Below are 14901 nucleotides of genomic sequence, written 5' to 3'. Positions count from 1 at the left end.
GCTTAATAGCGGGTTTTCTTTTATTTGAATAAGGTTACTTAATCACTCGTAAGTGAGCACCTTTTTTCTTCTCTGGCTTAGTTGGTGGTTCATCATCTGGCGTAATATCGTCAGCTGTTTCAACACTTTCTAATACCGGAGCAAAATCGTCTTCGTCCTCGATGAATTCTTCTGCAGTAAATACAGTCCCTTCACCATTCTCACGTGCATAAATTGCGAGCACAGCACCCATAGGTACATACACTTGCATTGGTTGACCACCAAAGCGCGCATTGAAGCTAAGCTGTTGGTTGTCCATTGCAAATTGTGTTACCGCTGATGGGCTAATGTTCAAAACGATCTGACCGTCTTGCACAAACTGTGTTGGTACTTGTACAGCAGGAAAATCAGCGTTCACCACTAAGTGAGGTGTGCACTGATTATCAACAATCCAATCAAAGAAGGCGCGTAGTAAATAAGGACGATTAGGCGTCATTATAAACGGATCTCACGCTCAGCTTCAGTTAGTGAAGCTTGGAATGATTCACGCTCAAATAAACGCAACATGTATTCTTTAAGCTCTTTTGCGCCTGCGCCTGTAAGCTCAATGCCAAGCTCAGGTAAACGCCAAAGTAGCGGTGCTAAATAACAATCAACTAAGCTGAACTCTTCGCTCATGAAGTAAGGTGCTTCAGAGAAGATTGGTGCGATTGCAAGTAACGCTTCTGTAAGCTCTTTACGTGCTTGCGCAGCTTCGCTGCTACCGCTAGTGATTTTGTTAGCTAGGCTATACCAATCCGTATCGATACGATGCATCATCAGACGACTACGGCCACGCATAACCGGATAAACTGGCATTAGTGGAGGATGAGGGAAACGTTCATCAAGGTATTCCATGATGATGTTTGCCTGATATAAACCAAGCTCACGATCGATCAGTGTTGGTACTGTACCGTAAGGGTTAATCTCATGAAGTGCTTCTGGCAGGTTATCCTTTTCAGCCAGGTGAATGTCAACACTTACACCTTTTTCAGCAAGTACGATACGTACTTGGTGGCTATACATACAGTTAGCACCAGAAAACAGGGTCATTACAGGGCGCTTATTGGCAGCTACGGCCATGCCTACCTCCATTATATTACAAAAACAGCAATAGGGGCTTAAGCCCCTATTACAAAATTACCTTTCAAAATGCCCAGGATTAGTGAACATCTCTCCAGTATTCTTTCTTCAGCATGAATGCCAAGATAAATAGAATCACTAGGAAACCAATTACCTTAATACCTATCGCTTCTGACTCTAAACGTGACGGCTCGCCAACGTAAGCTAAGAAGTTAGTTAGGTCGCGAGCAGCGCGATCGTACTCGTCGTCACTCATTTCACCTGAACCATCTGTTTCAGTGCCAACAACTTTAGTCACTGTGTGACCGTGTTCTTCCACTTCTTCAGTGATTGGTGTTGGTAAACCTTGTAGTTCTTGAAGAACGTGTGGCATACCTACCGATGGGAAAACAACGTTGTTTACGCCAAACGGACGAGATTCATCTTTATAGAATGACTTCAGGTAAGTGTAGATCCAGTCAGTACCACGAACTCGCGCTACAAGCGTAAGATCCGGTGGCGCTGCGCCAAACCATTTAGCTGCGTCATCTTTATCAATCGCATTCTTGATGTGGCTACCTACTTTAGAGCCATCAAAAATTAGTTGCTCTTGACCAATTTCAGTAGGAATACCGATATCGCGGAACGTACGCTCATAACGTTGATACTGCATTTGGTGACAACCAAGACAGTAGTTCATGAACAATTTAGCACCACGTTGTAAAGACGCGTTGTCTTTCAGGTCAATGTTCGCATCCATTAAAGGAACCGAAGGACCTGCTGCCATTGTCAACGATGGCAACAATGCGAATAAACCGATAATTAGCTTTTTCATCATTTCGTCAACCTCGTTGGTAATGGCTTAGTTTTCTCATTCTTGCTGTAAACAAATAACAATACGAAGAACATGAAGTATGTCACAGTCGTGATTTGTGATAACAGCGTTTTGAAATCAGTTTGTGGTGTAGCACCAACCCAACCCAAGATAACGAACGTTACCACGAATTGTGCGATGTTAAGTTTATGGAAACCACAACGATAACGAATAGAGCGAACCGAACCACGGTCAATCCAAGGTAGTAACGCAAGCACTACGATAGATGCACCCATCGCGATAACACCGATTAGTTTATCTGGGATAGCGCGCAGAATCGCATAGAATGGCGTAAAGTACCAAACAGGGAAAATGTGCTCTGGTGTTTTCAGTGGGTTAGCAGCTTCGAAGTTTGGCGCTTCTAAGAAGAAACCATTCATCGCAGGCATAAAGAACACAACCCAACAGAATAAGATTAAGAAACCAACCACACCCACAATATCTTTCACTGTGTAGTAAGGGTGGAACGGGATTGCATCAACAATGTCTTTCTTGTTGGTGTAATACTCGTGGAATTTAAATTTAGGCTTATCTTCTTCAGCAACAGTGCCTTTCTTACGCTTGATTTCAACACCATCTGGGTTGTTTGAACCCACTTCGTGTAGTGCAACAATGTGTAAGAATACTAAGATAACGATTACTAAAGGTAATGCAATTACGTGTAGTGCAAAGAAGCGGTTAAGCGTAGCACCAGAAATTACGTAGTCACCACGGATCCAAAGCGTTAAGTCATCACCAATTACCGGAATCGCACCGAATAGTGAAATGATTACCTGTGCACCCCAGAAAGACATTTGTCCCCAAGGAAGTAAGTAACCCATGAAAGCTTCAGCCATAAGCGCTAAGAAGATGAACATACCGAATAACCACAGTAGTTCACGTGGTTTTTGGTAAGAACCGTAGATCATGCCACGGAACATGTGCAGATATACAACGATAAAGAACGCTGATGCACCTGTTGAGTGAAGGTAACGAAGTAACCAACCGTATTCAACATCACGCATGATGTATTCTACCGATGCGAAAGCACCTTCAGCAGACGGTACGAAGTTCATTGTTAACCAGATACCAGTTACGATTTGGTTAACAAGTACTAACATGGCTAGTGAGCCAAAGAAGTACCAGAAGTTAAAGTTTTTTGGTGCTGGATACTGTGCAATGTGCATGTTCCAAACACGTGTCATTGGAATACGATCGTCGATCCAACCAATAATTTTACCAAACATTACGCCACTCCTTTTTCTTCACCGACTAGAATAGTCGTGTCATCAAGGAAGGTATACGGAGGGATTTCTAGATTTAATGGTGCAGGTACAGATTGGAATACACGACCAGCCATATCAAATTTAGAACCGTGACACGGACAGAAGAAACCGTCGTCTGTGCCCTCTACTTTTTCACCAAAGCCACCTTGTAGGAAGCTAGGAGAACAACCTAAGTGCGTACAAATACCAACAGCAACGAAGATCTCAGGACGTTGAGAACGGTATTCGTTTGTTGATGATTCAGGTTGTTGAGGCTCTTCAGATGCAGGATCACGAAGTTGACCTTCATGTTCTTTCATCTGTTCAAGCATTTTTGGTGTACGATTAATAACCCAAACAGGTTTTCCTCGCCACTCAACACGTATTAATTGCCCTGGCTCAAGCTTGCTGATATCTACTTCTACAGGCGCACCCGCAGATTTAGCTCGCTCACTTGGATTCCAAGACGCAATAAAAGGAACAGCAGCCCCAGCCGCACCAACACCACCAACAACAGAGGTAGCTATGGTTAAAAAGCGACGTCGGCCATTGTCTACAGGCGCATTGCTCATCCACTTATCTCCACTATGATTCCCAACACTTGCCATATTGAGAACATCAGTTACAGCAGGTTAATTTTTAGAAATTTCAAAATAGACGCGATCATAATTAAAACCCTTGATTAAAACAAGGTTATTCACAGTCTCATGCTCGAATAAACCCGATTTAATGAATTATTAATTTAGGTTAGCTCGAGTATGAAGCCGCTGGTTATGATAACGCATATAAAAAAACAATATACTGACCAAGATCAACCTCACTAAGAGGAAACAGAATTCTGCATTAGCTGTTGTTGAACTCACTCACATTACTTGCCCCCCAATTGTAGCAAAAAATTTCATCAATTAACTGATGGATTTAAGCTAATTTTGCTAAATCTTGAAGTTTTTTTACTGTTATACGTACTAATTATTAACAGTGGTTAAATATCGAACGAAAAAAAGGTAGGTTTTTGTACATCTGCGAGATGCGAGATGCGAGATGCGAGATGCGAGATGCGAGATGCGAGATGCGAGATGCGAGATGCGAGAAAGCGTATGGGAATATTATGCCTTGGCAAGAACTTGTTCATTCAAGCAGTAAGCTCACCTCTCATTCAGCTAGAAACTGACGGCTGACAGCTCCAAAAACAAAAAACCCAGCCGGAGCTGGGTTTTTGGTATTCTGATAAACGTAAATATTAACGTTTTGAGAATTGTGGACGCTTACGTGCTTTCTTAAGACCCACTTTCTTACGCTCAACTTTACGTGCATCACGTGTAACGAAACCTGCTTTACGAAGTGTAGGACGTAGAGACTCGTCAAACTCCATAAGTGCACGAGTGATACCGTGACGGATAGCACCAGCTTGACCAGTAGTACCACCACCAGAAACAGTGATGTGTAGGTCAAACTTTTCAGTCATTTCTACGTGCTCTAATGCTTGACGAACAACCATGCGAGCAGTTTCACGACCGAAGTACTCTTCTAGAGAGCGCTTGTTGATTACGATGTTACCAGTGCCTGGGCGTAAGAATACGCGAGCACTTGAACTTTTACGACGACCTGTACCGTAGTATTGATTTGCCATGATAGTGCTCCTTAAATGTCTAGAACCTGAGGCTGTTGTGCAGCATGGTTGTGCTCAGTACCTGCGTAAACTTTAAGTTTACGGTACATAGCGCGGCCTAAAGGACCACGTGGCAACATGCCTTTAACAGCTTTTTCGATGATCATTTCAGGCTTTGCAGCTTGAAGCTTGTCGAAAGTAGTAGACTTAAGACCACCTGGGAAACCAGTGTGTGCGTGGTACATTTTGTCTTTTGCTTTATTACCAGTAACAGTAACTTTCTCTGCGTTGATAACGATGATGTAATCACCAGTATCTACGTGAGGAGTGTACTCAGCTTTATGCTTACCGCGTAGGCGACGAGCGATTTCAGTAGCGATGCGACCTAAAGTTTTACCTTCAGCGTCAACTACGTACCAGTCACGTTTTACTGTTTCTGGCTTAGCAACAAACGTTTTCATTTATTAAAATCCAATGTTTTTTAATTTAAAACCACAGGTAATTATTATTAATTACCGCTCTAAGTTGAATGCTTTAACCCCTTCGAGTTTAAGACTTTGAGCCGTCAATTAGAGGCTAAACTAATATCTGGCAATAGAACGCAACGTGGCAGACGCGGGAGTATACCAGCACTTAAACCACATTGCTATATGATGGTTGTTTTTTATTCTAAAAAAACAAAAGTCAGAAGTCAGATCAGTCAGACTAAATAAAAACCATTAGAAAATGGATGCAAAGCTATTATTGTTCAAAACACAAATAATTAAGCCATCTTCTCGGTCAGCTAAAAATTGACGGCTGAAAGCTGACAGCTCACTAAGCTAGATGCTCTTTAGCTAGATATTCTAGCGATTGCATTTCTTGTAGTCGACTAATACAACGCTTAAATTCAAAATTTAAGTTACCTTCGCTGTACAGCTCAGTAATTGGCTTTTCTGCTGAGATAATCAAGGTTACATGGCGCTCGTAGAATTCATCCACTAATGCGATAAAACGACGTGCCGCATCATCATTGGCTTGACCAAGTGCTTTTACATTCGACAAAATCACCGTGTTATAGAGTCGGCTTATTTCCATGTAATCAACTTGGCTGCGAGCTGTTTCGCACAATTCGCTAAAATCAAACATAGCAATACAGTCTGACACTTTACGGGTTTTGATCATACGCCCTTCAATTTCGATAGCCTTATCGAGCACACCTGGCTCTGGCGACAGCTTATCGAAATAATCAAATAAGTTATCATCAGCTTGCTTATCAAGCGGGCTATGGAAAATTTCTGCTTGCTCAAGGGTACGTAAGCGATAATCAACACCCGAATCCACATTAACAATCTCAGTGTTGGCTTTTACCAATTCAATCGCAGGTAAAAAGCGCGCCCGTTGTAAACCGTTTCGATACAGCTCATCAGGCACAATGTTTGATGTCGCAACCAGCACGATACCGCGCTCAAATAAGGCTTCCATCAAACCACCTAGCAGCATTGCATCTGTGATATCTTGCACAAAAAATTCATCAAAACAGATAATGTCTGTTTCAGATTTAAAGATATCTGCAACCACATTTAATGGGTTACTAGTATTTTTTAACTTTTTAAGCTCATCGTGCACGCGATGCATAAAACGGTGAAAGTGCACACGCATTTTACGGTCAGTGGGTAAAGCTTCGTAGAAAGTATCAACTAAATAGGTCTTACCTCTGCCTACTCCGCCCCAAAAATACAGCCCTTTTATACTCGGCGTGCTATCTTTAGAGAATAGTTTGGCAAACCATCCCTTCGCGGCGGGTTTGTCTGCCGTTAGGTCATCATAGAGTCTTTGCAAATGGCGCACTGCATTTTCTTGCGCTGCATCATGTACGAAGTCTTCACGTTGTAAATCTTGTTGGTATTTCTGCCAAGGAGTCATAGGTCGTTACAATAAAACACAGTTAAATTTGCACAGTATATTAACACGCATCGTATCTCAGGGTATATTAACCCGCAGTATGATTTCACAATCAAATTAAGCATATTTTAATAATGATTGGACTATAAAGTATTTGTTTTTGTTATTTTTTCCCAAAGGGGTAGGTTTATGGGCACAATTACCTGGGTAGGTATTCTAATTATCGTTGCAATTTCAGCATTCTTCATTGGTGCTTTTGTAACCAAAAAACAATTTAAGCAAGACGAACTAGAACAACAAGTCGAGCAAGCAAACAATGCACTTGAGCAATACCGCCAAGATGTAGCTGATCACCTAGCAAGCACAGGTAAACTAGTATCTAAAATGAAAGATAACTACGACCAGCTGCTAAACCATGTAGAAGAAACAAACAAACTATTACTTGCTGATAAAAAACAGCACCCAAATGAGCCGTTCTTTTCTAAAGAAACGACTGAGCAACTACAAAACTCACTGCAAGACCGCAGAGGCGATCGTTCAAGCGCAGAAGCTCAACCTGCTGACTATGTTGTCGGTGAAACAGGCTTATTTACCGGTTCACAGAAAGTTTCAGAACATTCTAAAGCCTCTTGATGAACTTTTTTTTGACCCCATAGTCTTTAGATATAACAGCTTTATATCTAAACCAAGAAAAGGGCTGCTTATGCAGCCCTTTTTAGTTTTTGCTTTATCTCTGAAGTGGAGTAAACCCAGACTATGAAAATGAAATTATCTGTTATCAGTGCTGCTATTTTATCTTCAAGCTTATTATTAAGCCCTGCAATTTCAATGGCAAAACTTCCTGTTGCTGTTAATGGTCAACAATTGCCAACCCTCGCGCCTATGCTTGAGCAAATCACACCAGGTGTGGTGAGTATTCAAGTATCAGGTTCAAAAGAAGTCCGCCGCCGTGCGACACCATTTGATGATTTTTTTGGTGTTCCTCGTGGGGGCAGTCAAAAGCGTGAATTTAGTGGCCTAGGCTCAGGTGTGATCATTGATGCTAAAGAAGGTTACGTGGTAACTAATAACCATGTTATCGAAGATGCCGAAAAAATGGTGGTAACCTTAGAGGATGGCCGAGAATACGAAGCGACCAAAATTGGTAGCGATAAAGAATCAGACATTGCTTTACTACAAATTGACGCTGAAGATTTAACGGCCCTTAAAATTGCCGATTCAGATCAATTACGTGTAGGTGATTTTGCTGTGGCCATTGGTAACCCATTTGGTTTAAGTCACACAGTTACATCAGGTATCGTTAGTGCGCTTGGCCGCAGCGGTTTAAATATAGAAGGTTATGAAGACTTTATTCAAACCGATGCCGCTATCAACCAAGGTAACTCAGGCGGTGCGTTAGTAAATCTAAATGGTGAGCTTATCGGTATTAACACTGCTATTTTAGGCGCATCTGGCGGTAACGTGGGGATCGGCTTCGCTATTCCTTCTACCATGATGAAAAACCTAGTTGACCAAATTATCGAACACGGCGAGGTGCGTCGTGGCTCGTTAGGTATTTCGGGTCGCCCACTTGACGCTGGCCTTGCTAAAGCACAGCAGCTTGACGTAAAACAAGGCGCTTACGTTATGCAAGTAATGGATGATACTGCAGCAAGCAAAGCGGGTATCAAAGCCGGTGATGTAATTATTAGCGTCGATGGCACTGAAATTAGTGGCTTCCATGAACTGCGCAGCAAAATTGCCACCCTTGGTGAAGGCAAAAAAGTGAAACTTGGCCTTTATCGAGATGGTAAAGTGAAAACCGTTAGTGTCACGCTAGATGGTGCATCAGCAACCACTGCTGCTGGCGAAGAGACACACCCAGCATTCCAAGGTGCAACCCTTGAAAATACACAAAAGAGTGATGGTAAAGGTGTTGAAGTAACCGGTGTTGAAGCACGCTCTCCTGCTGCTCGTGTTGGCCTTGAAGAAGGTGACGTGATCATGCAAGTGAACCGTCAACGTGTTGAAACAATTCGCGACATGAACAAGATCATCGAAAATACCAAAGGTAACATAGTACTAGGTGTTAAACGTGGTAGAGAGCTTGTTTTCGTACTTATTCAGTAAACCTAGTTGATAAATCATGAAAAAATAACAGCGGTGCTTGCCGCTGTTATTTTTTTTGTGCCATCATTAAGGGATTGCTCATTGATAATAAGAATACCGTGCTAAAACTTTTTAAATTTATTCTTCCCCCGCTTTTCACTGGTTTAGGCATTGCCTTTTTAGTGGTGTTATTTAACCCAAGTCTTCGTAGCACGCTATTACCGAGTATGAATCTACCCGCAGCGATGTCTTCTGAGCATATGAGCTTTGCTGATGCGGTACAAAAAGCAGCGCCGTCAGTCGTTACTATTTTTTCAGAAAGCATTTCGAATCAACCTCGCTATAAACGTCAAAATACCGTTCAAGCCCTTGGTTCGGGCGTTATCATGACTCAAGACGGTTATATTCTGACTAACTACCATGTGATCAAAAATGCCGATCTCATTATTGTCACGCTGGCTGATGGTCGTCGTTTTTATGATGTACAAGTGATTGGCTTTGATACCCAAACAGATTTAGCACTTTTAAAAATCAGCGCAGAACATTTACCTAAAATTCCTGTTAACGATAGCTTCAAGCCCCGTGTTGGCGATGTTGTATTAGCGATTGGTAACCCACTTAATTTAGGTCAAACCATCACCCAAGGTATTATCAGTGCAACAGGGAAGCAAAACTTAATCGACAGCCCTTACAGTAGCCTTTTACAAATGGATGCTGCGATTAACGTAGGTAACTCAGGGGGGGCGCTTGTCAATTCACGAGGTGACTTAGTAGGTATCACTTCGGCACAATTTAAAACCCATGAGAACCTCGATATTCAAGGTATCTTCTTTGCAGTGCCTTACTCGATTGCCAAAGATGTGATGGATAAACTAATAAAGCATGGCCGTGTAGTCCGTGGCTATTTAGGCTTTAGTGGCACAGGCATTGATAGCACAGGTAAAGATGTTAGCGATAACTTTACGCCTGTCGCAGGTATGCGTATCTCGCAGCTTGATCCATTTGGCCCAGCTTGGAAAGCCGGTATTAGAGAAACCGACATTGTGATTAAAATTGGCGGTATTACTGTTGCAAACCCACAACAAGTACTCGAAAAATTAGCGAATACAGAACCAGGTAAAGAACTCGAATTTGAGATTTACCGCGATGGCAAAATCTTAAAAGTAATGGTGACTGTTGCAGAACTCGAAGACGAGCAGTAGTTACTTAGGTAATACAGATACAAAAAAGGCCTAACAAATGTTAGGCCTTTTTTATAAGTCTTAGCGATTAGCTTGAACGGCGCTTGATATTAGCACCTAGCGCACTCAGCTTATCTTCAATACGTTGATAACCACGGTCTACGTGATAGATGCGGTCAACAATAGTCTCACCTTGAGCAACTATGCCAGTAAGAATTAGACTTGCAGACGCACGTAGATCTGTTGCCATTACTTGTGCGCCCGATAAGCGTTCTGTATCACCACAAATTGCCGTATTCCCTTCTAAGCGAATGTTAGCACCCATACGCTGTAATTCAGGCACGTGCATAAAACGGTTTTCGAAAATCGTTTCTGTGATGGTTGCACTGCCCTTCGCTACCACATTCAAAGCTGTAAATTGCGCTTGCATATCGGTAGGGAAACCTGGGTGTGGCATCGTTTTGATATTCACTGCCTTTAACTCACGGCCTCGCATATCAAGGTAAATGCTGTTATCTGTGACTTCAACCAAGGCATTGGTAGCGCGTAGCTTTTCAATCACAGGGTCAAGACTATGGTGGTCTGTATTTTTACAAAGCACTTCACCGCCTGCCATTGCCGCAGCAACCAAGAAAGTACCTGTCTCAATGCGATCTGGAAGAATGCTGTACTCACAACCCGATAGTGACTCAACCCCTTCGATTTCGATACGGCTAGTGCCAGCACCGTTGATCTTCGCACCCATCGCAATTAAGCAATTAGCAAGATCCGTAATTTCAGGTTCGCGAGCTGCATTTTCAAGAACCGTTTTACCGTCAGCTAGCGTTGCAGCCATAAGTAGATTTTCTGTTGCGCCAACACTGACCATCTCCATAAAGATTTCAGCGCCTTTTAAGCGACCATCAACCTTGGCATTGATATAACCATTTTCAACTTTGATGATAGCGCCCATGCGCTCAAGACCTTGAATATGGATATCAACCGGACGAGCACCAATCGCACAACCACCAGGCAGTGATACTTGTGCTTCACCAAAACGAGCAACCAAAGGACCTAAAGCAAGCACAGAGGCACGCATTTGCTTTACTAGCTCGTACGGAGCAAGTGTTTTATCTACCGTCGCGCCATCAATAACGAGCTTGTCTTGCTGCCACTCGACATTCGCGCCCAGCGTTTTTAACAAGGCTTCGGTGGTACCGATATCGCGCAAGCGAGGAACATTACTAAAAGTGCTTTTACCTTGCCCTAAAAGCGCAGCAAAAAGAATTGGAAGAGCGGCATTTTTAGCGCCAGAAATAGTGACTTCACCTGCCAGCGAGGTGCCACCTTGAATAACAAATTGATCCATGAGGAGGCCCTGCAACTATTGAGGTAAAATGAATTTTTGTTCGCGTTTCCATTCAGTCGGTGTGAACGCTTTAATAGATACTGCGTGAATTGTACCGTCTGAGATTGTTGACATTAACGGACCATAAACCAACTGTTGCTTCTTCACGCGAGATAAACCATCAAAACACTCACCAACAGCAATCACTTCGTAGTGGCTACCATTTGCTTTAACAATCACTTCATCTAGTTTTAATTCGTCGCGTAATAACGTTTCGACTTGGCTTGTTTCCATAAATCTCACTCAAATAGGTTTGTGACCTGACCCAACTGCATTAAATTTTGCAATTGCTCAGGGCTATTTTGCAGTTCAAGGTGAATACCTTGCTGCTTTAATTCTGCGAAAGAGTGAATTAACCAAGCTAAGCCCGCTGTGTCAACCCTAGATAGCCCAGAAAGGTCAAAATACCATGTTTTATGTATAGAATCTGGCTTGACGTTCAGAAGGCGTTCACGGCCAATTGAATTTCGAGTCAGTTCACCACTAACCCGAAACTGGTTATCTTCAAGTTGAGTAATGTCGATTTTACTCATCGCCACCATCGCCTCTAAATTGCACTGGAAGTTGACTCTTTTGCTCTAGTAAGTCACTTACATAATCTAGACCATGCTGACGTAAAATGCCCTGCAATTCACTTTGTTTAGCGTCAAGTAAGCTAATACCTTCTGCAATCATATCGTACGCACCCCAGTCACCACTGCGGTCTTCTCGTACTTTAAAGTCGATTCTAATATCAGGTTTACCTGCTTCAACTATCTTCGTTTTAACCACCACCACATCTTGACCTTTGAAAGGCTGCGCTGGAGCGAACTCAACGCTTTGGTTAGTGTATTGAGTAAATACACCTGCGTAAGTAGCAATTAAATACTTTTGGAAAACGTCAATGAAACGCTGAAGCTCTTTAATCGCTTTCGCTTTTTCATCTTTGTCTTCGATTGCACGCACTTTTGATACATGATTACCAAGTACGCGCAGTGCTGCATATTTGTAATCAATGTACGGCATCAACTCTTCTTCTACGATAACACGTAGATGTTCTTTATCTTTTGCGATAAGAGGTTGGTCTTTAGTAATGCGCGCAAAGGTGTTATCAGACACGGTACGGACCATTTTGTACGGGTCTTTTAAGTCAACCTTAGGCTCTGCAGCATGTGCGTTTAGGCTAAACAGCACAGCAATACACAATATAAATTTCTTAAACATAATTATTCACCTCCCTGGTTGAATAAGAACTGACCGATTAACTCTTCAAGAACAAGTGCTGATTTGGTATCTGTGATGTAGTCACCATCTGCAAGTGCTTTACTCTCAACACCAAATAAATCATCAAGTCCTGCATCATCGGCACTGGCTGTAACATCTTCACCCATACAACGCTTTTCTGCAGAGTCTGGAGCGATTACTGGGTTAATACCTAAATACTGCTCACCTAAAATACCTGATGTTAAAATTGAGATTGATGTGGTGTCTGAAAATTTACACAGGTAGTTTGCATCTATCGCCATATTGACCACTGGCACAAACTCTTTCGGGTGAATAAAAATAGATTCAACTCGACCAACAACCACACCACCTACTTTAATCGGCGCTCGCGCTTTTAAAGAGCCAATGTTTTCAAACTTTGCGTTTAGCTGGTAGGTTTCGCCGCTACCACTGATGCCGGCATTCGCAACTTTAAATGCTAATAATGCAAATGCAGCAATACCAAGTGCCACAAAAAAGCCAACTAAAATTTCTAATTTCCGTGAATTCATCTTTATACCCTAATTAGCTGGTAAACATTACCGCTGTTAAAATAAAGTCAAAACCTAATACTGCCAATGACGAGTGCACAACGGTCTCTGTTGTCGCTTTACTGATCCCTTCTGAAGTTGGAACACAGTCGTAGCCTTTATAAAGTGCAATCCACGTCACGATCATGGCGAATACAAAACTCTTAATCATGCCGTTCACAATATCTTGTTGAAACGACACTTGCGCTTGCATGATTGACCAGAAGCTTCCGGAGTCAACACCAAGCCAATCAACACCCACTAAATGAGCGCCAATAATAGCAACCGCAGAAAATATTAATGCAAGCAATGGCATACTGATAAAACCAGCCCAAAAACGCGGCGCAATAATGCGTTTAAGTGGATCAATCGCCATCATTTCTAAACTTGATAATTGCTCGGTTGCTTTCATTAAGCCGATTTCAGCGGTAAGCGCACTGCCCGCGCGGCCTGCAAACAGTAATGCTGTTACTACAGGGCCTAACTCACGTAACAAGCTCAATGCCACTAAGGGACCTAAGCTGTCTTCTGCACCATAACCGACCAGCACGGTATAACCTTGCAAGGCAAGCACCATCCCGATAAACAGGCCTGATACCATAATGATTAAAAGAGATTGTGAGCCCACCATATATAATTGGCGAATTAGTAAAGGTGTGCCTTTTTTGAAGTTTGGCATATTCAATAATGCACCAAACAACATTTGAGTAGACCGACCCAGCGCTGCAAAGCGCCCTAATGTCTTGTGACCTAACTTCTGAAATAGATCAAGCATTGTGCACTCCTAGTAATTCATCATCGTACGCAGGAGCTGGGAAATGGAATGGAACAGGACCATCCGATAAACCATTTAAGAATTGTTGAACAAGTTCAGATTCATGGTTTTGCATTTGCTCTGGTGAACCTTCGCCAATCACCCCTTGATCAGCAATGATGATAACGTGATCAGCAATGCTCATCACCTCAGTAACATCATGGGTCACGATAAGTGATGATAAACCTAACACTTCGTTCAGTGATTTAATCAGCTTAACTAGCACACCCATTGAGATAGGATCTTGGCCCGCAAAGGGTTCATCATACATGATAAGTTCTGGATCGAGGGCAATTGAACGTGCCAATGCAGCACGGCGAGCCATACCACCTGAAAGCTCAGATGGCATCAAATCTTGTGCGCCACGTAAACCGACGGCCTGTAATTTCATTAAAACGACAAGACGAATTAAATCTTCGCTAAGTTGAGTATGTTCGCGCAAAGGAAAAGCGATATTGTCAAACACTGACATATCGGTAAATAACGCGCCACTTTGAAACAGCATACTCATTTTCGTGCGGGCAGCATAAAGTTCCTTGCGAGTCATGCTAGGAATGCTGTTGCCTTCAAATAAAATGTCACCAGAATCAGGCTTAAGCTGACCGCCAATTAAGCGCAACATGGTGGTTTTACCAATGCCGCTCGGTCCCATGATAGCGGTAATCTTGCCTTTCGGAATGTTAAAACTCATATTTTTATATATGATTCTATCGCCCCGTGAAAAGGTTACATCCTTGATTTCTACTATTGATTGCGACAAGTCGCTCTCCATAACGTTTTTCACTAGTTTTGCCATTTTAAGGGTTTTTTAGTCAAGATGGAAAAAACAAATCGTAAAATTTTGTAATATTTCCTTTCAATAAATTCTAAAGCTAGCTGCAAAGAACTTAACCACCGCTGAAATTTAGTTTCCTCACGACACTGGCTTTATGCTCGCCAGCTCATTCTTTTACTTATACTTTCATGCT

Annotated in this window: 18 protein-coding genes; 3 read left to right on the top strand and 15 right to left on the bottom strand. The window is 42.4% G+C overall.

From position 1 onward, the window contains the following. Positions 1-34 precede the first annotated feature (34 nt). The 8 genes from C2M33_RS11410 to zapE form a co-directional block, all read right to left on the bottom strand. On the bottom strand, positions 35-475 hold the full coding sequence (locus C2M33_RS11410) for a ClpXP protease specificity-enhancing factor (RefSeq protein ID WP_063702684.1): 441 nt from the start codon (positions 473-475) through the stop codon (positions 35-37). Then, positions 475-1101 (bottom strand): stringent starvation protein SspA, encoded by a 627-nt coding sequence (gene sspA / locus C2M33_RS11405; protein ID WP_063702686.1) that lies wholly within the window; start codon positions 1099-1101, stop codon positions 475-477. The genes C2M33_RS11410 and sspA overlap by 1 nt, the downstream gene beginning before the upstream one ends. A gap of 79 nt (positions 1102-1180) precedes the next feature. Next, positions 1181-1918 (bottom strand): cytochrome c1, encoded by a 738-nt coding sequence (locus C2M33_RS11400; protein WP_063702688.1) that lies wholly within the window; start codon positions 1916-1918, stop codon positions 1181-1183. Further along, positions 1915-3180 (bottom strand): cytochrome b, encoded by a 1266-nt coding sequence (locus C2M33_RS11395; RefSeq protein WP_063702690.1) that lies wholly within the window; start codon positions 3178-3180, stop codon positions 1915-1917. The genes C2M33_RS11400 and C2M33_RS11395 overlap by 4 nt, the downstream gene beginning before the upstream one ends. Further along, positions 3180-3770 (bottom strand): ubiquinol-cytochrome c reductase iron-sulfur subunit, encoded by a 591-nt coding sequence (gene petA / locus C2M33_RS11390; protein WP_063702692.1) that lies wholly within the window; start codon positions 3768-3770, stop codon positions 3180-3182. The genes C2M33_RS11395 and petA overlap by 1 nt, the downstream gene beginning before the upstream one ends. Positions 3771-4438: 668 nt before the next feature. After that, positions 4439-4831 (bottom strand): 30S ribosomal protein S9, encoded by a 393-nt coding sequence (gene rpsI, locus C2M33_RS11385; RefSeq protein ID WP_095209788.1) that lies wholly within the window; start codon positions 4829-4831, stop codon positions 4439-4441. An 8-nt stretch (positions 4832-4839) separates the two neighbouring features. Further along, entirely contained in the window at positions 4840-5268 is a 429-nt protein-coding gene (rplM, locus tag C2M33_RS11380; RefSeq protein WP_062568574.1) for a 50S ribosomal protein L13, read from the bottom strand. A 355-nt stretch (positions 5269-5623) separates the two neighbouring features. Then, on the bottom strand, positions 5624-6712 hold the full coding sequence (gene zapE, locus C2M33_RS11375; RefSeq protein WP_105174487.1) for a cell division protein ZapE: 1089 nt from the start codon (positions 6710-6712) through the stop codon (positions 5624-5626). A gap of 168 nt (positions 6713-6880) precedes the next feature. Here zapE and C2M33_RS11370 point away from each other — a divergent pair, with 168 nt between their 5' ends. The 3 genes from C2M33_RS11370 to C2M33_RS11360 all read left to right on the top strand — a co-directional run bounded on the left by C2M33_RS11370 (position 6881) and on the right by C2M33_RS11360 (position 9981). Further along, positions 6881-7324 carry a YhcB family protein gene (locus C2M33_RS11370; RefSeq protein ID WP_063702694.1) on the top strand — a complete coding sequence of 148 codons (444 nt, stop codon included), beginning with the start codon at positions 6881-6883 and terminating at the stop codon, positions 7322-7324. 123 nt (positions 7325-7447) lie between these two features. Further along, positions 7448-8800 carry a Do family serine endopeptidase gene (locus tag C2M33_RS11365; protein WP_063702696.1) on the top strand — a complete coding sequence of 451 codons (1353 nt, stop codon included), beginning with the start codon at positions 7448-7450 and terminating at the stop codon, positions 8798-8800. Positions 8801-8898: 98 nt separating this feature from the next. After that, positions 8899-9981: a trypsin-like peptidase domain-containing protein gene (locus tag C2M33_RS11360; RefSeq protein WP_105174486.1), complete on the top strand. Its 1083-nt coding sequence runs from the start codon at positions 8899-8901 to the stop codon at positions 9979-9981. A 67-nt stretch (positions 9982-10048) separates the two neighbouring features. Here C2M33_RS11360 and murA read toward each other — a convergent pair whose 3' ends face one another. The 7 genes from murA to C2M33_RS11325 are packed head-to-tail and all read right to left on the bottom strand — an operon-like array spanning position 10049 to position 14705. Further along, on the bottom strand, positions 10049-11308 hold the full coding sequence (gene murA, locus C2M33_RS11355) for a UDP-N-acetylglucosamine 1-carboxyvinyltransferase (RefSeq protein WP_105174485.1): 1260 nt from the start codon (positions 11306-11308) through the stop codon (positions 10049-10051). Positions 11309-11323: 15 nt separating this feature from the next. Next, positions 11324-11581: a BolA family protein gene (locus tag C2M33_RS11350; RefSeq protein ID WP_063702702.1), complete on the bottom strand. Its 258-nt coding sequence runs from the start codon at positions 11579-11581 to the stop codon at positions 11324-11326. Between the two features lie 5 nt (positions 11582-11586). Then, the gene (locus C2M33_RS11345) at positions 11587-11880 is read right to left on the bottom strand and encodes an STAS domain-containing protein (RefSeq protein WP_105174484.1); all 294 of its coding nucleotides are present in this window, start codon (positions 11878-11880) and stop codon (positions 11587-11589) included. Then, positions 11873-12550 carry an MlaC/ttg2D family ABC transporter substrate-binding protein gene (locus C2M33_RS11340; RefSeq protein ID WP_063702706.1) on the bottom strand — a complete coding sequence of 226 codons (678 nt, stop codon included), beginning with the start codon at positions 12548-12550 and terminating at the stop codon, positions 11873-11875. The genes C2M33_RS11345 and C2M33_RS11340 overlap by 8 nt, the downstream gene beginning before the upstream one ends. Positions 12551-12552: 2 nt before the next feature. Next, positions 12553-13101 (bottom strand): outer membrane lipid asymmetry maintenance protein MlaD, encoded by a 549-nt coding sequence (gene mlaD, locus C2M33_RS11335; RefSeq protein ID WP_063702708.1) that lies wholly within the window; start codon positions 13099-13101, stop codon positions 12553-12555. A gap of 13 nt (positions 13102-13114) precedes the next feature. Further along, positions 13115-13894, bottom strand: coding sequence for a lipid asymmetry maintenance ABC transporter permease subunit MlaE (gene mlaE / locus C2M33_RS11330; protein WP_105174483.1), 780 nt, complete (start codon positions 13892-13894; stop codon positions 13115-13117). Next, positions 13887-14705: an ATP-binding cassette domain-containing protein gene (locus C2M33_RS11325; RefSeq protein WP_105174568.1), complete on the bottom strand. Its 819-nt coding sequence runs from the start codon at positions 14703-14705 to the stop codon at positions 13887-13889. Before C2M33_RS11325 ends, mlaE begins: the two co-directional genes overlap by 8 nt. Between the last annotated feature and the right edge of the window lie 196 nt (positions 14706-14901).

It is taken from the genome of Pseudoalteromonas sp. T1lg122 (genome assembly GCF_002964825.1).
In the GTDB taxonomy this organism is placed as follows: Bacteria; Pseudomonadota; Gammaproteobacteria; order Enterobacterales; family Alteromonadaceae; genus Pseudoalteromonas; species Pseudoalteromonas gelatinilytica.
The sequence above is the reverse complement of the archived record's forward strand: the minus strand, read 5'-3'. Positions and strand labels throughout refer to the sequence as shown.